The following is a 19,627-nucleotide window of genomic DNA, read 5'->3' as shown; positions in this document are numbered from 1 at the left end:
GAAGGAGAACTGCACTTATGCAAGTAGAAGGCGAAGAAGAAGTATCCAAGAGATGGCATGGCAGAACCTGGGGGACGCTCGGCGACAGCATTACTGCAGCCGGGGGTTACCAGCCTCATGTTCAGAAGGCGGCAGGCTTTCGCAGCGTGACGAATTACGGCGTCGGAGGATGTCCTATGACCGCGGGGGGCGAAACCGACTATGGCGCTACCGTAAACGTCGGGGAGCGGATCGATTCGTCCCTGGACTGTGTCACGATCTATGCAGGAGTCAACGATTTCCGGCTTAACAAGCCTATTGGCGTGCAGGAGAAAAGGGACCGCACGACGTTTCTGGGAGCTTACGCGACGCTGGTCGAGCATATTATGGAACGGAATCCGCAGGCCGTTATCAATGTCTGGACGCCGCTGCAGCGGGACAAGGACGGCTACGATATTCATTATGTCAATGCGGCGGGGCATCGTCTGATCGACTACGCAGAAGCTGTGAAGCACATCGGGGAGGCGTATTCGCTGCCTGTCCTCGATCTTTACGCGATAAGCGGATTTACGAAAGAGACGCTGCCGCAGTACACTACGGACGGGCTGCATCCGAACGAAGCCGGCCATCTGCGGATCGCAGAGCTTGCGGCGGAATTTTTGATAAGGCTGTAAGCAAGAGAACAAGCCGTGGCCTCTGGCCGCGGCTGTTTGATACATTGCGCCGGGTTGCGACGTAGATATCACAGCCGTGTTCGCCTATTGCTTAAGGAACAGCAGTATTCGCAACATTTTCCCATAAATTTCCGTCTCTATTTAGAGTTTTTCAAAGGAGATGGTTGCGATCAAGAAAGAGCGTTATTTTGCCGTTTGGATTATCTTGTTATTAATTGAACTAGCGTACTTTTATAATTTGCTGCATCAGGTTCATGACGTAGAGGAAACGGTTTTTATTACCGTCGTTATTGCAGTTACTCTTGTTGTTGGCGCAACCGTCATCATCGTTTCCAATAATCGTTGAAGGGTTTGGGCGGTAATGAGTACTTATTGATACAGAAACACGGTGAAATCTTTCCTTAATATAATATTACTGTGCAGGAGGTGCTAATGTATCGGTAGCTCCTCTTTTTATTTTGATATGGATTTTATTGGCAATATGAAATTTATCCGTAATTCTATACTCTATTTTCAGAAGTCGCTGCGAATATGGTATACTATACTATCGAATTATTTTTAACCGTTGCTGTAAGGACATTTGAGGAGGAAGCAATACGATGTGCGGTATTACCGGAACGATGTATTTTGAAGATAGAGAACCGTCCCATGCGATGCTTAAAGCGATGACAGACGTTATCGTTCACCGGGGGCCGGACGATGTGGGCTTTTGGAGCGAGAACCGGATCGGCTTGGGCTTTCGCCGGCTGTCCATCATCGATATCCGGGAAGGGCACCAGCCTCTCGCCAACGAAGACGACACGGTATGGATTGTGTTCAATGGAGAAATTTACAATTACAAATATTTGCGCAACACGCTCCAGGAGAAGGGCCATCAGTTCAAAACTCATACCGATACGGAGGTTATCGTCCATCTATATGAGGAGTACGGTGAGGATTGTGTAAAGCAGCTGCGCGGTATGTTCGGGTTCGTTATTTGGGACCGCCGCAAAAAGCTGCTGTTCGGAGCGCGCGACCAGTTCGGGATTAAACCGTTCTATTATTATAAGGATCATAGACGGTTCTTGTTCGGATCGGAAATTAAAAGCCTGCTTGCGGCCAACGGCATGGACCGCACGATTCATACGGAAAGTCTGCTCAACTATTTGACGTTCCAGTACGTTCCAGAACCAGATACGATGTTCCGAGGCATACATAAGCTTCCGCCTGGTCACACGATCAAGATAACATACGAAGGTGAGATGTCGATCCAGCGTTACTGGGATCCGATGTTCGAGCCGGAGGAGCGCCCGTTCGACTATTACGTCGAGCAGATCCGCGAAGGCCTGAAGGACTCGGTCATCCATCATATGCAAAGCGATGTGGAGCGCGGCTGTTTCCTGTCGAGCGGCATCGACTCTACCGCGATTGCTACGCATATGCGTTCGATCGAGCCGATTCGTACGTTCTCGGTAGGATTCGAGGGCCCGAACAACGAGACGGAGATCGCGCGTCAAACGGCTTCTGCGTTGGATACGGAGCATTTTTCCAAAATCATTACGCAGCAGGATTTCTTCGACACTCTTCCCAAAGCCGTATGGCATCAGGATGAGCCGGTTGCGGACCCATCAGCCATCGCGCTGTATCACGTTGCGCAGCTTGCCCGCGAGCAGGTAACGGTTGTTCTGTCGGGTGAAGGCGCCGACGAGCTGTTCGGCGGCTACCGGATCTACTGCGAGCCTCAGTCGCTGCAGCCTATCGAACGGCTCCCGCACGGTCTCAAGCGGATTTTGCATGCGATAGCCAGAATGCTGCCTAGCGGGCTGTACGGCCGCAACTATGTGCTGCGCGGTACAACGCCGCTGGAGGAACGTTTCCTCGGCAACGCGAAAATTTTTACCGAAGAGATGAAGGCGGAGGTCGTCCGCATCGACAAGGAGATGCTGAGCAGCTACACCAACCCGTGGGCCATTGCGAAGCGCTTTTACGATAAAACCCGCCATCTCGATCCGGTGACGCGGATGCAGTATATCGATATGAATCTGTGGCTGCCAGGCGACATTCTGATGAAGGCCGACAAAATGACGATGGCTCATTCTCTGGAGCTTCGCGTACCGTTCCTGGACGTCGAGCTGTACGAGATAGCAAGGAAAATCCCTGCACGCTACCGGATTGCCGAAGGCACGACCAAATATATTTTCCGCAAGGCGATGGAAGGGATCATTCCCGATTTCATCCTGAACCGGCCGAAGCTCGGATTCCCTGTTCCGCTCCGCGATTGGGTGAAGGGCAATCAGGGCAAGGTGATTGTGGAGCAAATCGCCGCCAGCGGCATTGAAGATTACATCAACATCGATACGGTCCGCCAAATGCTGCACAAGCATCAAAACGGGCAAGGCGACTATGCGCGCCGTCTGTGGACGATTTATATGTTCGCTTTATGGCATGTAACCTATATGGAAGAGCTGCCGAAACCGACACTGGCTGAAGCGCTGTAGGAAGGGGTTAATTACGGCATGGGGAAGTATAAGCTGATTGCGTTAGATATGGACGGAACCTTCTTGACCGAGGAAAAAACGGTATCCGCCGAAAACCGGAAAGCCATTGAAGCGGCTGCCGCTGCCGGAGTGACAGTCATGTTCGCTACGGGCCGGGGCATCCCGAACGTGATGCCGTATGTGGAGGAGCTGGGGCTCCAGTCTCCCATTGTAACGGTAAACGGCAGCGAGGTATGGTCGGCGCCGAAGCAGCTTCACAGCCGGACGTTTCTCGAGCCGGAGCTCGTGAAGAGCATGCGTGAGATTGCTCAGAAATACGATACATGGTACTGGGCTTATGCCGTCAACGGGATTTACAACAAGGAACGGTGGACGACGGAGCTGCTGGAGACCGAGCAGTGGCTCAAATTCGGTTATTATTACGAGGATGAAGTAAGCCTGAAGGCTATTCACGACCAACTGGTTTCCTGGGGGCAACTGGAGATAACGAATTCCCATCCGTGCAATATCGAGCTCAATCCCAAAGGAGTCAGCAAAGCTAGCGGACTCCATGTCGTATGCGGGCTGCTCGGAATCGATATGTCCCAGGTCATTGCTATGGGCGACAGCTTGAACGACGTATCGATGATCCGGGAAGCGGGCCTCGGCGTAGCGATGGGCAATGCCCAGGATGCCGTCAAAAGTTTGGCGGACGTCGTCACCGGGACGAACGAGGAGCACGGGGTTGCGCAAATTATCGAGAAGTACGTATTATCTTGATGGAATCGGAATGTTCGTATGTTAAGGATTAGAGGTGACAGCCTGTGGTCATAGCGGCGTGGACTATCGTTATTTTGTTGTTTGTCATCGGGATGGCCGGAGCGGTATACCCTGTTCTCCCGGGAGCGTTGGCGATTTATGCGGCGTTCTTCGTTTACGGCTTCATGGTGGATTTCAGCCCCTTCGGCTTCTGGTTCTGGTTTATCCAGACTACGATTGTGGTCGTTCTTCTGATAGCCGATTATTTGGTCAGCGCGCTGGGTGTGAAAAAATTCGGCGGCACCCGCGCCTCGGTCATCGGCAGCACGATCGGCCTGTTGCTCGGTCCCTTCGTCATTCCGGTGGCGGGCTTGCTGCTTGGGCCATTCATCGGTGCCGTCATTGGGGAAATGGTGGTCGGCACGGAGTGGAAGCAGGCGTTCAAGGCGGGCGTCGGCGCTGTGGTCGGATTTTTCTCGGGCCTCGTGGTCAAAGTGATTTTGCAGCTTCTGATGATCATTTTGTTCTTCATTTGGGTGCTGCTTTAGTAATCGGGCGGAGACGGCCGCTTGTTTCGTAAATGGCTGCCGCCCGGTTTAATTCATCAGGGGGAAGGGAAAGTCTTGGCAAAGGATTCGCTAGTCAAAGGTACGTTAATATTAACGTTAGCGGCGCTGGTTGCGCGTGCCCTGGGGGTCGTGCAGCGGATTCCGCTTGTTTTTCTGTTGGGCGAAATCGGGATGGCCGCCTACGGGATCGCATTTAACTTGTATTCGATGCTACTTGTCGTGGCGACGGCGGGAATACCGAGTGCGCTAAGCAAAATGATTTCCGAGCGAACGGCGCTCGGACTCCATGCGGAAGCGAACCGGATCTACCGTGCAGCTCTTTTGTTTGCCGGGGGAGCCGGTCTTGTCATGACCTTGTTCCTGTACGGGGTCGCTCCGTACTACGCGGACAGCATTTTGAACCCTCAGGCGACGCTGCCGATACGGGCTCTCGCTCCGGCGCTGCTGCTGTTTCCGCTTATCGCCATTATGCGCGGATATTTTCAGGGCCGCCGGATGATGATGCCGAACGGCTTGTCGCAGATCATAGAGCAAATTTTCCGCGTCGTGACCTCCGTCGTGCTCGCATACATGCTGCTCAGCCACAGCATGGAGTGGGCCGTCGCCGGCGCTTCGTTCGGCGGCGTAATCGGCAGCATCGCCGCAGCTGCCGTCATGGTGTACTATGCGCTGCGGCTGCGGCGCACGGACACGGCGGAGCGCGCGGCTATGAACGCCGGCGCTGACCGGACCCAGGAAGGCGTCGCGACCAGCTCGCTCGCCTTCAAGACGATTTACAGCCAGCTGTTCCGGCTGTCGATTCCGATCGTCATCTTCTCGATGACGGTGACGCTCATCTACACGATCGATTCCTCCATCGTGACGCTGCTGTTGAAGGACCAGGTCGGGGAAGAGAGCGCGCGGGAAATTCTCGGGATTCTCGTAGGCCGCGCCCAATCGCTGGCCGGAATCCCGATCATTCTGGCGGTTGCGCTCAGCCAATCGATCGTGCCGATCATTTCATCGGCCTATTCGCAAAAGGACATGAAGCAGGTGTCCGACCAGACGGGAAAAGTGCTTCAGATCTCCATTCTGAGCGGATTGCCTATGGTACTGCTGATTTGTCTGGCCGCAGGGCCGATTAACGAATTTATATTCGGCAACCCGAAAGGTTCGGCAGCCGTCGATACGTACTCGGCTCCTATCATTATCGCGCTCACCATCAGCGCCATATTCCAGATCGTCATGCAGACGTCCGGAGCCGTGCTGATGGGGATGGGCAAGATGCGGGCACTCGTGCTTGGGGTTATTGCAGGCATTGCGGTCAAGCTGGCCGCCAGCTTCGTATTGGCTCCATGGCTCGGAATTTACGGTATCATTGCCGCTACCTGCCTGTGCTTCGTCGTGATGACGTGGATTAACCTGAGCGTGCTGCGCCGGGAGATCAAGTTCCGCGTGCTCGGCGCCCGCTGGGTAGGCTTGATCGTTACGACGGCCGTCATTACTGCCGTCGGCATCGCGTTGGACTGGCTTGTCCAAGCCTATGTGACGCCTTTCGGCAGTCCGCGCCCGGATGCGTTCCTCCAGACGGTTATCATCTGCGCGGTGGCCGGTGCCGCCTATCCTGTACTGCTCATGCTTACGAGAACGGTTCGCCTGACTGATCTGCAGCATATGCCGGGACCGATCCGGCGCTTGGTCGGCCGCTTTGCTCCGCGCTTGTTGAGCGGCGGCAAGGAAAAGCAGGGCAGCTAATTATTTGTCTGGAAACAACAGCGGCTTGAGGAGGTATCCCGCCGGGGGACCTTGCAAAAATTTCAATAATAGGTTGCTCAACAAGCTCTACCGGAGATACGTTATGGTATCTCCGGTTTTTCTTACCCCAATGTTCCCATAAGCTATCGCCGGTGGTAAGATAAGAGTTATTTATTTCATAAGGAGACTTGCATATGCCGAATACAAACATCATGGTTAGACGAGCCGAGCGGAAGGATGTGCCGCAGCTGGCGGAGCTGATGAAGCAATATATGGAGTTCTACCAAAGGCCGCTTCCGGAGGACGGGAAGCTTCAGGACTTCATCGTCCATTTGCTGGATCACCCCGATTCCGGATTGCAGTTCGTAGCTGAATCGGAAGGGGAGCTATCAGGCTTTGCAACCCTTTACTATACATTCAGTACGCTGCAGCTGAAGCGGGCTGCCGTTATGAACGACCTGTTCGTAGCCGCCGATGCTAGGGGCCGCCGAATTGGCGAAGCGCTGTTCCAGGCGTGTCTCACTTACGTCCGGGAGCACCATTACGCGTATATGACTTGGGAAACGGCTCACGATAATCATTCGGCGCAAGCCTTTTATAACAAAATGGGCGGACAGCGGTCGGACTGGGTCGTGTACGAAATCAATTAGCCCAGGGACGGAAAGATCGGAGCAGGAAGGACGTTTGCTTGAGTCTGATGCCTTTCTTGCGGCCATATAGTTGAAAATTCGTCCGTATCGGATATACTGAAACTAATTTTGAAATATTTTCAGCTGATGGTGGTGTTCCGATTTGTCGCTTTTGGGCCAGGAAAGAAAAGAAATTATACTGCAGACATTATTGCGCGACGGGAAAGTAAAAGTGATTCCCATGGCGGAGCAGCTCGGGGTATCTACAGAAACGATCCGCAGAGATCTGGATGCGCTGGAATCCGAGGGAAAGCTGCAGCGGGTGTATGGGGGAGCGGTCCGGTCGGGGTACGAGCACGGTGAGCCGACGTTCCAGCAAAGAACCGAGCTGCATGTCGATGCCAAGAAGAAAATCGGGCAGCGTGCGGCGGAGCTTATTGAGAACGGCGATACGATTGCGCTGGATGTAGGCACAACCATGATGGAGCTGGCCCGGTCGATCGTCGGCAAAAAGAATCTGACCATTCTCACCAATTCGCTGCCTATTGCGTCCTACCTGTCGGATGCCCTGAACCATAACCGGTTTACGGGCAAAGTCATCGTGCTCGGAGGACAGCTGAATCCGGAGCAGCAATCGCTTACCGGTCCTCTGTGCGAGCAGATGATGGGGCAGTTTTATTTGAACAAAGCATTCCTGTCCATAGGAGGGCTGTCGTTAGCCGGCGGTGTGACCGATTATGATATGAATGAAGCCTATATATCGCGACAATTCGCCGGTGCGGCAAGGGAAGTGATCGTTCTTGCCGATCAATCCAAAGTCGGGGTGCAGGCCTTTACCCGGATCGCTCCTCTGGATGATGTGGACATCATTGTGTCCGACCAGGAAGCTCCGAAAGATTGGAACGGGCTTTTGGAGAAAAAAGGCATTCTCTGGCTGACCTGCGAATAGGAAGAGGGTTCGGCAAAAGTCTTTGACCGAACCTTTTTTTGCGGATGGATTTCTATCCAACCTAATCCTTTAGTATTTATCCTCTGAACGGGGTCTCACTCCCGCTGGAGACTGTCTGCACGGACAATCTCCTTATTCGATATCACACTATTTCCAGCAGCTCTGTCAGCCGCGTAATTTCATAGGAAGGTCGGTTGCCGGAAGGCGCTGTCCTCCGGTGATGATTGATCCATACGTTCCTCATTCCTACTCCGTTAGCCCCGCGAATATCCGTATCCAGATTGTCTCCTACCATCAGAGCTTCCCCTGCAGTTACATCCAGCAGCTTGAGCGCATGCTGAAATATGGCAGGAGCCGGCTTCCCGGCTCCGAAAGTACCGGAAATGACAATATGCGCGAAAAAGTCCGCCAGCCCCGGTATGCTGTCCACCTTCTCCTGCTGCAGATCGGGCGCGCCATTGGTAAGCAGCAGCAGCTTGAACTTCCCGCTGAGCCGCTCCAGCACCGCGAACGTATCGTCATAAATCAGGGGACGGCGCCTTCTTTCGTCGGCAAACCGCAAAGCAAGCGTCCGGGCGAGCTCCGGATCGTCCGTGCCCGTCTTCAGCAAGCCGCGGTACCAGGCTTCCGTCTGGTATTCGGGTGCAAGCTGCTGAAGCTTCCGGAACGCAGGGTTCCCGCAAGAGTCAAACCGGCCCCACAGTGCTTCCAGATAGGTTACTTCTATCATATTGGCCCATTCATAGATTTCCATGGAAGTGAACAGCTCCGAAGCGGAGTCGCGAACGGCAGTCTCAAGCTGTTCTGGGGCAGCGCCCGTTTGGTCCGCTGCGAAAGTACAAACAGCTTGGAATGCTTCGTCTATACTTTTTTCATCCCATAGTAACGTATTGTCCAGATCGAAAATAATAGCTTTTGTAGTAGACATCCTACTCATCCTCTCGATAGTCTACTATTAATTTGCAACAACAAACAACATAAGTCAACACTAAAAACCAAAATAACAAACATTATTATCTAACTCCACAAATCTCCGGCAAGCACAGCAAGCTCGATTTTATTGAGTCCAAAGCAATATTCATGCGTCATATCAAAGGAAAAAGGCGGCTCCACAGACGCAAGATATCGAAGCGAGGCGTCGATAGTTTCCGCGCTCAGCCAGTCCTCCGGTTCGATCTCATCGACTGGACGATCTTTCCATACATCGGTAAGACGGGGGCTGTACAGCGGTGCGGCACCCGGACGGAGGGAGCAGCCGTCAAGCCATTCCTTCAGCTGTCCTCTCGGGACGGGCGGCGCTTGACGGATCGGGGCGAACAGATGCGGGAAGTAGTCGGAGCGGGAGCCGGTATGACGCTGAGCTGCGGCGTAGCGCACAGCCCCTTCCAGTACGACAGGGATGCCGAACAGGATGGCATACAGCTTCTTGCCGAGCTCGATTCGCTCCTGCAAATCGCTGAAGCTTTCCAGAATAAGGCCTGCGAGCCGAAGGCGGCCGTCGACGTAATAAGGAAACACCACCTGGTTCAGCTGCAGCTTGGATTGCGCGTTGAAGAACAGCGTGTCCAGCACGGTCGTGCGGTAGGTCGGATGGCGCACCACTCTGTGCTCTATGTAATGCTGCTCGTTCACGATCAGCGCCATTGTGAGCAGAGCGGAATCGCGCCGCTCCCAGAATAATTCCCAGACAGGAAGCATGAAGGAAGATACATTGAGGCCTCGCAGGCAGTGAAACTTGGGCTTGCCCGCCCTCAGGCTCGCTTCATACAGCAGAAGCTGGGGGTAAGCGTCATGGAAAATAAGCGCATTGGCGCGTTCGAGAAAGGCGTACACGTGCTCCTGCTGTATCGTGCTCAGCAAGTAAGGAAGCAGCTCGCCCTTCAAGTCCGTCATATTCCAGCCGCCGTTGCGCGAAACCATATGGGCCAGGAACGACCAATGCAGCTCGGGATGGCGTGTGAACATGTCGAGATAAGCGGCTGTTCTCGTTATATTGCTGCGGTTCCGGCGCGCCGTTTCCAAGCGGATGTGCCTGACAAGCTCCTGGTCCGCGGCAGAGAGCGATTCGGCAGCGCTGCTCGCGTCGCTCAGTGACTTTCCCTTTACAGACATCGCCGGATCAAGCAATCCCCGGAGCTGTGCTTGCAGTATGCCTACCTCTTCATCCCGTATTTGGATGACCTGGATGTGCTCCAGCTGATCCTTTTCGTACAGGAACGTATCCGTCTTGTCTTTTGCCCAATGGATGATTTCTTGCGGGACGCTCGCCAGCTTATGCAGCAAATCCGAGACGCCCCATCTGTACTTTCCGCGCTGCATAGAGGCTTTCCCTCCTTTCCCGATACAGTGCCGCACGATTTTCATGACAAATAAAGGAATGGGTCGTTGCACGTCGTATAACTTATAGGAGTGCTTTTGCAAATGAATATTGAATCTTTTCCAAGAGATTTCACGTAGTACATTATGCTTGCAGCACTGCATTTATTTTACACTTATTGGAGGTTAGCAATGAAAAACATCACCATGCAACGTTGGCTTTCCCTGCTGCTGATTGTCATGCTTGTCGTTCTGGCAGGATGTCAACCCGTAAACGGAGTCGATTTAAACAAACTCATCGAGAGCAGCTCCAGCGTGAAAACATCTCAGGGCACTCAAACGATCACCTTCGATCTAATCCGCAACGCTTCGGTGAAGCCGAGTGAAGAACAGCAAAAAATGCTCGATCTGTTCGGCAACGTAAAGCTCAGTATTACGGATATGAAGCAGCAGGATCTGACGCATCTGTCTGTCAAAGGAACCTTCGAATATGCCAAAGGCAAAATTCCTTTCCAGATCGTCATGTCGGATCAACAATACATCATCCAGGTTGAGGGTGCGAAGAAACCGATCGTGTTACATAACAGCGGCGGAGCTTCCATGGAGCAGCTTCAAAGCACGCTCTCCAAGGAAATGCAGGAGCAACTGAAGCAGCTTCAGAAAAAAGCGGAGCAAATGGCGCCTACCTTCGTTACTTATTTCGGTACCAAGCTGCCGAATCCGAAGACGGTCTCCATCACGGATTCCAAGCAAACGATCAATAACGAGAGCTTGAATCTGAAGCAAGTACATGTAGAAGTGAAGGGCGACGAGCTGCTCGGATTGGTCAAAGGCTTTTTGACTAATTTGCTGGCAGACGAGAAGGGCATGAAAGAGCTGATCGGTCAATTGTACGATCTGGTGCTGCCGCTGGCCCAGCAGGCGATGAAGGAAAGCAAGGCGCAAAATCAAGAGAATCCGATGGATGAAATGATTGCACCGTATTTGAACAACAAGACGTTGGCAGTAGAGTTCGCATATACGTTCCTGCAAACGAATTTGAAAAAGACGCTCGATAACTACGATCAATCCGTTCAAGAGGCGTTGAGCTCACCGGCAGGATCCTCCTTGCGCGAGCTGTTGAGCGAGAAAAACTATTTGAAATTAGATCTTTATGTAGACAGCGATTTGATTCCTCGCAAATCTTATATGGAGCTTCTGGTTAACTTTCCAACAACCGGCGAAGAATCGGTTACAGGTATGAAAGTGACTTCGACTTCCGAAGTGTGGAACATCAACAAGCCTGTCACAGCGGATACGATTGACGTGAGCGGCGGCAAGCTGGAGCTGGAATCCTTGAACAAGCCGGGCAAAGTGCTCCAGGCGCTTGATTCCAAGTCCAAATTGTATGAGCTCTTGAAATCTGATCTTCATATTACGAAAAAAGAAATCAACATGTTTATGGACGATTCGGAGGACATCTACGCCGATTCCGTGAAGCCTTATAACCGTAACGGCGTGGTCATGGTGCCAGCCCGCTTCGTTGTTGAACAGCTGGATGCGGATGTCACCTGGGATGCTGCAACGCAGCAAGTCTCTATCGTCGACTCGATTAACGGGACGGTCATCAAGCTCAATATCGGCAGCAAGCAGGCTTCCGTCAATGGCATGATCAAGCCGCTGGAGGCCGAAGCGGAGCTCACGAACGGCTCGACGTTCGTTCCGGTCCGATTCATTGCCGAGAACATGGGAGCAGTTGTAAGCTGGGACCAGGAGCTGCAAATGGTAACCATTACCCGGGATTAGTATATCCGGTTCCGGCTCGTCTCATGAACGCAGCCGGATTACACTATAGCACGGACACTTTGCATCGAACAAAAAGAATGGAAAAAAAGCCTGATTCCGCCGGATCAGGCTTTTTTCTATTGCAAAGAATAAGAACCTCCGCCCGCTCAAGCCTCGGGGGGCTCGGACTCTTCCGGGGGCGATGATGCCAAAGGACGCGGGCCTGCTAGTCTTCCGGCCCGGGACGCCGCCTCGCGCAGCAGAAACTCGATATGCCCGTTAACGCTTCGGAACTCGTCCTGGGCCCATCGCTCGAGTGCCTCATATAGCTTGGGATCGAGCCGGAGGGCGAAGTTTTTCTTGGATGCCATAAAGAGAGGGGCAGTCTAATAAAGACTGCCGGTGTTAATTACAGGGTTGGCGGAACGATCGGATACGATTGCGACCAACAAGTTATTGATCATCGCCGCTTTGCGCTCTTCGTCGAGCTCGATGACGCCTTCTTGCTGAAGCTGGGAGATGGCCAGCTGCACCATACCTACCGCACCTTCCACAATTTTGGAGCGGGCGGAGATGATCGCGGTAGCTTGCTGACGCTGCAGCATGGCGCTGGCGATCTCTGTCGAGTAAGCCAGGTGGGTCAGACGGGCTTCCAGCACCTCAACGCCTGCGACCGATAAGCGCTCCTGCAGCTCGGTGCTGAGCTCTTGGGCAATTTCCTCCGAGTTGCCGCGCAGCGAGTACCCGTTATTGTTCTCGAACACATCATAAGGGTACTTGTTCGCAACATGCCTTAGAGCTGTTTCGCTCTGAATTTCGACGAACTGCTCGTATTTGTCCACATCGAAGGTCGCTTTCGCGGAGTCTACGACCTTGAACACGATGACTGCGGCAATTTCAATAGGATTCCCTTCGACGTCGTTTACTTTCAGCTTGGCGCTGTTGAAGTTGCGCACTCTCAAAGACACTTTGCTGCGTGTGGAGAAAGGAACGGTCAGCCACATCCCGGCTTCACGAATCGTTCCGACATAGCGTCCGAAGAACGTCACGATGTAGCCTTGATTCGGTTGAACGATCGTGATACCGGATATAAGAGCAGAAGCGACAATCAACAGAATGACGCCCAGTACGATGCTCTCTTGGATCAAGAGCAGTACGCCGGCACCCGTAAAAATAAAGAAGAGCAATAACCCGATAAATCCGTTTAACACCCATGCCTTATGTTCTTTCATAATACAACACTCCTTTTGTGATTGGGATTAGCAATCATTTGAATATCGATTTGATATTTTTATGATATCACTTTTAGAAATAATTGTAAAGTAGCAGCATTTCCCAATTGGAATAAGGGCGGGTTGACAGGGCGGATGCGGCATGCTATAAGTGGTGTAATACTAAGCTAAAGGCGGTGCACATCTAATGGAACAAGTAAAATCCGAACAAGTATTTGAAGAGAAAATCGCATCGGCAAAGCCGACGGTAGCCGTGTTTAAAACGACTTGGTGCAAAGACTGCCATTTTATCGATCCTTTCATGCCGGAAGTGGTTGAAGCGTATAAAGACCGTTTGAACTTTATTCAGCTGGACCGCGACGAAGTGCCTGATTTGTGCGAGAAGCTGAACATTCTTGGCATTCCTAGCTTTATCGCGTTCCGTGAAGGCAAAGAGCTGATCCGCTTTGTAAGCAAGCTGCGCAAAACAAGAGACGAGATCGAGCAATTTCTGGATCGTTCTCTCGAGGTTGCCGACGCGCTGCAGAAATAAGCCGTTTCCAAGCACCAAAAGACCATTCTGTTCGGAGCTATCCGGATGGAATGGTCTTTTTTTATCCCCTTACAGGATGCGCAGCGGCCTGGCGGGAATGGACATCGTTCGTTCATTCTTGTTTCAACGGTTTGTAACAATTCCGCATGGATTTGGTCTAGTTTTATGGCTATAATGATACATGAGCGTTAACATTTGTCTCAATTTGTCGAGACTTACTATACAGTAAGGGAGCTCATCGCATGAATACGCAAAAATGGTTGAAGTGGTCCTCCTTTGCCAGCATGTACGGCATGCTGTTAATCTTGATCATGGGCGCTCTTGTGACGAAGACGGAATCGGGTCGGGGCTGCGGTGACGATTGGCCGTTATGTAACGGCAAGTTCGTTCCTGCTTATACGATCGAATCCATTATTGAATACAGCCACCGGTTTGTGACGGGTATTGTCGGAATGATTTTGCTGGTAACGACGATACTGGTATTCATGTACAGCCGCAGAAAAGATGCTAAATGGTTCGTGTCTCTCGCCATGGTGTTTACGATTTTACAAGCGATTCTGGGAGCTATTGCCGTCATTTGGCCGCAATCCTCCGCCACGCTGGCGCTGCATTTCGGCATTTCGCTGATTGCCTTCGCTCTGACGCTGCTGCTGGCCCTGGTCTATACGCGGTACGGCACCGTGTTTACAGGGAAAAAGGGAACGATGACAGCAGGTATTCAATGGGGCGTATGGCTGATCGCCATTTATTGCTATGTTGTTGTATATTTAGGCGCCTTCGTAAGGCATACGGAATCGTCCGGCGGATGCATAGGCTGGCCATTGTGTAACGGTCAGGTCATCCCGGAGCTGTCGGGCGCTACGCTGATCGTGTTCGTTCACCGTCTAGGAGCGATTCTGCTGTTCGTATTTATTGCCTGGTTCTTCTTGGCCGTGAGAGCGCGGATGAATTCGACGGATAACACCTATCAGGCTTCCAAGTGGGCACTTATATTAGTTGTACTGCAAATATTGAGCGGCGGCTTCGTCACGCTATCGATGGGTTACGATTGGTATTTGCTGGCAAGCATGCTTCATACGATATTGATCTCCTGTTTATTCGGAATTATATGTTATCTATGCGTGTTGACGCTTCAGGCCGGCAAGAAGACCGCTTAATGAAAAAGAGGCTTACGCAAGCTTGGACGGCTGCGTAAGCTTTTTTGCATATATAGAAGTGATAACCGGGTCACCCTGCAAAGTATCTGATTGACTTCGAAGCAAAGCTCCGCTTTGTGGGGTTATTGGCCGCCGGAAGCGGCTATGCCTTTTAATGGGACGGGCTGCCTCGTATCACAGCCGCAGGAAGGGCGCATACTACCATTTATTACCGATGGACGGGATAGCCTGAGATCTATACAGAGGGGAAGGGGATTTACATGCTTAGGGGGTTGTTTAACGAGCCGCGCCGCAAGGACCAGGGGGCTTTGAAGGAGGCCAACGATTCGATCCGACAATACATCCAGCTGCTGGGCTCGCTGCCGGTTAAGGAGCGCAATCAGCAGGAGCGCCGCTATATGATATGGAGCGGAAGCTTGTTCCGGTCGCTGGATGAGTTCGAGCAGAGCCACTATGCTGCGGTCCGGTTTGGAAGCCGGGTCCGAAGCAGGTACCTGGACGAGATGAGCGAAGAGGAGCAGGACGACTATCATCGCCACTTGTATTTTTACAACAATGCCATCATTCGGTTGTTCGCTATTCTAGATAAGCTCGGCCAATTCATGAACGAGCGGTTCCGGCTCAAAACCGAGGAGATCAAATCGCGGTTCTCCTATTTCACTGTGCTAAGGAATATGCATCAAAACCGGCTGTACATAGAGCTGGAAGAACAGCTGTACGGCTTGAAGGTCAAATATAAAGAGCCTGTAGAACGGCTTCGAACGCAGCGCAATCTGGAAATTCATACGATCAGCGCGGATTTGCTGGATGATTTATTGAAAGCAGCGGAGGCCAAGCAGGAGTATGACGAGCGGATCAAGACGGAGGACGTAGAGCAGCATTTGCAGGATTTGGCCAAAGGCTGTGAAATGACGTATCAAGCCGTTAACTTTGTATTTACCTATATCTTCAAGCTGTCTCAATCTTCGGGAAGATATCCGGCGGTTGTAACGGAAAGTTGAATCGGCTCCACGCATCCTCTATACTTGAATGAGGCGGTCCGGTACTTGCCGGAGCCGCAATGTGAGTTTAAGCTTAAGGAGAATTCAGGGGGCGGGCATGATCGAACAACGCAAAGTTGCACTCATAACGGGAAGCGCCAAGGGCTTAGGTAAAATGACAGCGCTTCTGCTCGCCGATTCCGGCTGCGATATCATAATCAATTACGTTCATAGCGAGAAAGAAGCGCTTCAGTTACAAGATCAAATCCGGAGTAAAGGCGTTCGCTGTCTCGCCATCCAGGGCGACGTCGCCCGGCAGGAGCAGATGAGCGAGCTTGTCGCGCAGGCGGTACAAGAGCTCGGGAGCATCGATATATTGATTAACAATGCCGGGCCGTTCGTAAGGGAACGCCGGCTGTTCGGGCAATACGAGCCGCAGGAAATCGACTATTTGATGAACGGCAACTTGCTCGGCGTCATGCAGCTGGATCACCTTGTGCTGCCGCACATGAGACGGAAGCGCTGGGGGCGTATCGTTCATTTCGGCTTCGGTCATGCGGCGGAAGCAAGGGGATGGCCTCATCGAGCCGTTTATGCCGCAGCCAAGGTCGGTCTCGTATCCTTCACGAAGACGCTGGCGGTGGAGGAAGCGCCGAACGGCATTACCGTCAACATGATCTGCCCCGGCGACATTCGGGGGGCGAATAAGGAGAAGACGATAGCGGAAGTGGAGCACGAGCAGGATCAGGAGTCGCCGCGGGGGCGTCCCGGTGCGGGCGAAGATATTGCCAGAGTCATCGCCTTCCTGTGCGAGGAGCGCTCGGACTTCATCACCGGCAACATCATGGATGTTTCCGGCGGTCTGGACCCGATCCGCGCCATTATCGGACCATCGTCTGCCGTATCCGCATCGAACCGCACCAGCTGATAGGGGGGCGGATATCCCTTTTGCGGACAAAGAAGAAGACCCTGCTGCAAAGGAAGGATAACCGTTCCGCTGCAGAGGGCCTTTTCTATCGCTTTTTTCCAACGTAGGAAAAGAAGGAATTAGAACACTTGGACAACCTCTTGTACGCCTTCCACTTCTTCGAGAAGGGCGCGTTCAATACCGGCTTTCAGTGTAATGGTCGAGCTTGGGCAGCTGCCGCAAGCACCCACCAGCTTCAATTTAACGATGCCGTCCTCGACATCAACAAGCTCTACGTCACCGCCGTCACGCTGCAGGAACGGGCGAAGCTTATCTAAAACCTCCAGTACTTCATCGTACATGGTGCTTTGTGCGTTTTCACTCATTTCAATCATCTCCTTTCTACCTTATATTATATTACATCGGGATCAAAAATAAAATGGTTAACAAGGGGGTTGCCTAGTCATGAGACCCATCATTGAATTTTGTACGAACAATATGCATCACGGTACCGATAAATTAATGAAAAAGCTCGAAGCGAATCCGGATTACGACGTGATCGAATATGGCTGTCTCGGCAACTGCGGGGAATGCTACATGTTCCCTTATGCGCTAGTCAATGGAGAGATCGTAGCGGCAGCCACGGCGGAAGAGCTGGAAAAGCAAGTGGAGCACAAAATTAAAGAGATCGAAGCGATGTTCGATCTCCTGGGTGAATAATTAGCCGAAATGGCGCTTCGACATCCAGAGCACGCCGCTCTTGATGGCCCGCGGCACCATACCTGTAACCGGGCGTTTGCCGAGTAAGGCAAAGCCCGATTTTTTACCGAGCGATCCCAAAACCCCTTTGAGCTTGATTTTGCCGAGCCGAGGGGTTTCGTTCTTCCAGATGGCTCTTAAGACTTCCGCTACCTGCTTGCCTTGACCTTGTGCCGCCTGGGCACTAGGAGAGAATGGAAGCGAGGCGCAGTCGCCGATGACGAACACTTCCGGGTATTCTTCTATTTGATGGTACTCGTTAATGATGAGTCGGCCTTGATTATCTTTGGGAAGCTGCAGCTGCTGCACGATCGGACTTGGTTGGATTCCCGCCGTCCATATAGTGACGTCGGTGTAAATAAGCTCCTGCTGATTGTGCAGGATACCGTTCTCGAGACGCGTAAGACAAACATGCGATCTCATTTCAATGTCATGCTCGAGCATCCAGTCGCGAACGAAAGACTGAAGCTTGCCGGGGAATGCGGACATTACGCTTGCACCGCGGTCGAGAATGCGGATGTTCAGATCGGAACGGCTCTCCCGCAGCTCAGCCGCGACTTCAACGCCGCTCAAGCCACCGCCGACGATGGTCACTTGACCGTACGGCGCAATGTCATTGACCTTTTGATACGTTTTCCGCGTGGAGGAGAGCGTCTGAATGCTTTCGGCATACTGATCGGCGCCTTCGATCTGATGAAACTTATCGACGCAGCCGAGGCCGAGCGCAAGCCAGTCGTAGGACAACGGCTCATCGTTTTGAAACAGAATCAGCTTGTTTTCCAAATCCACGCCGGTGACTTCACCGTATTTCAGAATAAGACGCGGGTCTACAGGGAATTGTACCCTAATGTCCTGATCGGATACCGTTCCTGCCGCAAGAGCGTAATATTCCGTTTTCAGACCTTGATACGGCATCCGGTCTACAAGCACAAGCACCGTGTCCGACGGCAATTCTTTTTCCAACAGCTCGGTAGCTACAGTCAATCCGCCGTAGCCGCCACCCAAAATAACCATTTTCTTCATCATGAACTAACCCTTTCTTTTGTAAAAACATCTATGCAGTAGAGACAGTGGCAATTAGTACACTTTAATTTCATTGTAGAATGTATCGCGTTCAACAGGGATTCGGCCGGCGCCTTTTACAAGCCATACAAGCTCGTCGCGCGTCAAGCCTTCCGGAGAAAGCGCGCCTGCGGCGTGGCTGATCCGTTCTTTGACAATGGTTCCGTGAACGTCAGAGGCTCCGAACGTGAGAGCAATTTGCGTCAGCTGTGTGCCGAGGTTGATGAAATAAGCTTTAATATGCTGGATGTTATCCACCATCAGACGGCTTATGGCGATCGTCTTGAGATCGTCGAATGCCGCTACACGGCGTTTGATGCCTGCATTGACGCTGGCCGGCTGTACGGCGTTAGGAATGAATACCATGAAGCCGTTCGTATCGTCCTGAAGCTCGCGCAGCTGAATCATATGCTGGATGCGCTCCTCAATCGTTTCGATGGAGCCGTAGAGCATCGTTGCATGCGTTTTGAGGCCGAGCTCATGGGCTTCCCGCTGCACCTGCAGCCATTGGTCGGTGGTCGCCTTGCCTACGCCCATTTTTTTGCGGTAACGCTCGGACAAAATTTCGGCGCCGCCGCCGGTAAGAGTAGCTAGTCCGGCATCCATTAATGTTTTCAGAACCTCTTTATAGCTTAACCCACTGATGCGGGAATAAAACTCAATTTCTGCTGCCGTATGCGCCTTGATGGTAACTTGCGGATACCGCTCCTTCAGCTTGCGGATACAGTCGACATAATATTCGAACGGCACGTGAGGGTTATGCCCTTGTGCAATATGAAATTCCCGCATGTCCGGGTGAATATGCTCATCGATAAATTCGTACATTTCCTCCGGGCTGAGCGTGTAAGCACCTTCTTCGCCTTCGTCGCGGCGGAAATGACAGAATGCACAGTGAGCTTCACACACGTTCGTGAAATAAAGACTCATATTATCGATAAAGTACACTTTCTTCCCGTTTTTGCGCAAATTGACTTCATTCGCTAATTGACCAATGGTTAACAAATCGTCCGATTGGTACAGGAAAACTCCATCCTCCAGGGACAGCCGCTCCCCATGCTTTACTTTTTCTGCGATTTCCGCCATTCTTTGATCGGGATTACTGATTACGATGCTCATAAAGCCACCTCCATAGTAATAGTAGTTGTATAAATAACAAATCACGTGCTCGG

The 19,627-nt window shown here is 52.1% G+C and carries 21 protein-coding genes; 14 read left to right on the top strand and 7 right to left on the bottom strand.

From position 1 onward, the window contains the following. The first annotated feature begins 17 nt into the window (after positions 1-17). The 8 genes from DVH26_RS29285 (at position 18) to DVH26_RS29250 (ending at position 7,749) form a co-directional block, all read left to right on the top strand. The gene (locus DVH26_RS29285) at positions 18-653 is read left to right on the top strand and encodes an SGNH/GDSL hydrolase family protein (RefSeq protein ID WP_239628386.1); all 636 of its coding nucleotides are present in this window, start codon (positions 18-20) and stop codon (positions 651-653) included. 160 nt (positions 654-813) lie between these two features. Then, positions 814-999 carry a hypothetical protein gene (locus DVH26_RS29280; RefSeq protein WP_239628384.1) on the top strand — a complete coding sequence of 62 codons (186 nt, stop codon included), beginning with the start codon at positions 814-816 and terminating at the stop codon, positions 997-999. 253 nt (positions 1,000-1,252) lie between these two features. Continuing rightward, positions 1,253-3,130: an asparagine synthase (glutamine-hydrolyzing) gene (asnB, locus tag DVH26_RS29275; RefSeq protein WP_239628382.1), complete on the top strand. Its 1,878-nt coding sequence runs from the start codon at positions 1,253-1,255 to the stop codon at positions 3,128-3,130. 18 nt (positions 3,131-3,148) lie between these two features. Further along, positions 3,149-3,889 (top strand): Cof-type HAD-IIB family hydrolase, encoded by a 741-nt coding sequence (locus DVH26_RS29270; RefSeq protein ID WP_239628380.1) that lies wholly within the window; start codon positions 3,149-3,151, stop codon positions 3,887-3,889. Between the two features lie 44 nt (positions 3,890-3,933). Beyond that, positions 3,934-4,416 carry a DUF456 domain-containing protein gene (locus DVH26_RS29265; protein ID WP_239628377.1) on the top strand — a complete coding sequence of 161 codons (483 nt, stop codon included), beginning with the start codon at positions 3,934-3,936 and terminating at the stop codon, positions 4,414-4,416. Positions 4,417-4,491: 75 nt separating this feature from the next. After that, positions 4,492-6,171 (top strand): putative polysaccharide biosynthesis protein, encoded by a 1,680-nt coding sequence (locus DVH26_RS29260; RefSeq protein ID WP_239635528.1) that lies wholly within the window; start codon positions 4,492-4,494, stop codon positions 6,169-6,171. Between the two features lie 194 nt (positions 6,172-6,365). Further along, positions 6,366-6,821, top strand: a complete 456-nt coding sequence (locus DVH26_RS29255; protein ID WP_239628375.1) for a GNAT family N-acetyltransferase — start codon at positions 6,366-6,368, stop codon at positions 6,819-6,821. Between the two features lie 142 nt (positions 6,822-6,963). Next, positions 6,964-7,749 carry a DeoR/GlpR family DNA-binding transcription regulator gene (locus DVH26_RS29250; RefSeq protein ID WP_239628372.1) on the top strand — a complete coding sequence of 262 codons (786 nt, stop codon included), beginning with the start codon at positions 6,964-6,966 and terminating at the stop codon, positions 7,747-7,749. A gap of 142 nt (positions 7,750-7,891) precedes the next feature. On the opposite strand, the gene DVH26_RS29245 is transcribed toward DVH26_RS29250, so the two are convergent. Next, positions 7,892-8,677: an HAD family hydrolase gene (locus DVH26_RS29245; RefSeq protein ID WP_239628371.1), complete on the bottom strand. Its 786-nt coding sequence runs from the start codon at positions 8,675-8,677 to the stop codon at positions 7,892-7,894. A gap of 89 nt (positions 8,678-8,766) precedes the next feature. Beyond that, a complete protein-coding gene (locus tag DVH26_RS29240) occupies positions 8,767-10,068 on the bottom strand; it encodes a DUF2515 domain-containing protein (protein WP_239628369.1) in 1,302 nt (433 codons plus the stop codon). A gap of 189 nt (positions 10,069-10,257) precedes the next feature. On the opposite strand from DVH26_RS29240, the gene DVH26_RS29235 reads away from it, so the two are divergent. Further along, positions 10,258-11,850, top strand: coding sequence for a copper amine oxidase N-terminal domain-containing protein (locus tag DVH26_RS29235; RefSeq protein WP_239628367.1), 1,593 nt, complete (start codon positions 10,258-10,260; stop codon positions 11,848-11,850). Between the two features lie 146 nt (positions 11,851-11,996). Here the strand turns inward: DVH26_RS29235 and DVH26_RS29230 are convergent, their stop codons facing one another. Next, entirely contained in the window at positions 11,997-12,200 is a 204-nt protein-coding gene (locus DVH26_RS29230) for a type II toxin-antitoxin system antitoxin (protein ID WP_239628365.1), read from the bottom strand. Positions 12,201-12,215: 15 nt separating this feature from the next. After that, the gene (locus DVH26_RS29225) at positions 12,216-13,061 is read right to left on the bottom strand and encodes an SPFH domain-containing protein (RefSeq protein ID WP_239628363.1); all 846 of its coding nucleotides are present in this window, start codon (positions 13,059-13,061) and stop codon (positions 12,216-12,218) included. 187 nt (positions 13,062-13,248) lie between these two features. Between DVH26_RS29225 and DVH26_RS29220 the strand changes: the two genes are divergently transcribed. From DVH26_RS29220 to DVH26_RS29205, 4 genes are all read left to right on the top strand, one after another. After that, on the top strand, positions 13,249-13,593 hold the full coding sequence (locus DVH26_RS29220; RefSeq protein WP_239628361.1) for a thioredoxin family protein: 345 nt from the start codon (positions 13,249-13,251) through the stop codon (positions 13,591-13,593). A 242-nt stretch (positions 13,594-13,835) separates the two neighbouring features. Further along, the gene (locus tag DVH26_RS29215) at positions 13,836-14,750 is read left to right on the top strand and encodes a COX15/CtaA family protein (protein WP_239628359.1); all 915 of its coding nucleotides are present in this window, start codon (positions 13,836-13,838) and stop codon (positions 14,748-14,750) included. A 260-nt stretch (positions 14,751-15,010) separates the two neighbouring features. After that, positions 15,011-15,751 (top strand): Cthe_2314 family HEPN domain-containing protein, encoded by a 741-nt coding sequence (locus tag DVH26_RS29210; RefSeq protein WP_239628357.1) that lies wholly within the window; start codon positions 15,011-15,013, stop codon positions 15,749-15,751. Positions 15,752-15,848: 97 nt separating this feature from the next. Next, positions 15,849-16,658, top strand: coding sequence for an SDR family oxidoreductase (locus DVH26_RS29205; protein WP_239628355.1), 810 nt, complete (start codon positions 15,849-15,851; stop codon positions 16,656-16,658). Positions 16,659-16,777: 119 nt separating this feature from the next. Here the strand turns inward: DVH26_RS29205 and DVH26_RS29200 are convergent, their stop codons facing one another. Continuing rightward, positions 16,778-17,023, bottom strand: coding sequence for a NifU family protein (locus DVH26_RS29200; RefSeq protein ID WP_239628353.1), 246 nt, complete (start codon positions 17,021-17,023; stop codon positions 16,778-16,780). A 79-nt stretch (positions 17,024-17,102) separates the two neighbouring features. Between DVH26_RS29200 and DVH26_RS29195 the strand changes: the two genes are divergently transcribed. Next, positions 17,103-17,357, top strand: coding sequence for a YuzB family protein (locus tag DVH26_RS29195; protein WP_239628352.1), 255 nt, complete (start codon positions 17,103-17,105; stop codon positions 17,355-17,357). On the opposite strand, the gene DVH26_RS29190 is transcribed toward DVH26_RS29195, so the two are convergent. Both DVH26_RS29190 and mqnE read right to left on the bottom strand, forming a co-directional pair. Beyond that, positions 17,358-18,419 carry an NAD(P)/FAD-dependent oxidoreductase gene (locus tag DVH26_RS29190; protein ID WP_239635527.1) on the bottom strand — a complete coding sequence of 354 codons (1,062 nt, stop codon included), beginning with the start codon at positions 18,417-18,419 and terminating at the stop codon, positions 17,358-17,360. 54 nt (positions 18,420-18,473) lie between these two features. Further along, positions 18,474-19,574, bottom strand: a complete 1,101-nt coding sequence (gene mqnE / locus DVH26_RS29185) for an aminofutalosine synthase MqnE (protein ID WP_239628351.1) — start codon at positions 19,572-19,574, stop codon at positions 18,474-18,476. Between the last annotated feature and the right edge of the window lie 53 nt (positions 19,575-19,627).

The organism is Paenibacillus sp. H1-7, from assembly GCF_022354825.1.
Taxonomy (GTDB): Bacteria; Bacillota; Bacilli; order Paenibacillales; family NBRC-103111; genus Paenibacillus_S.
This window is presented reverse-complemented; position numbering and strand designations above follow the sequence as displayed.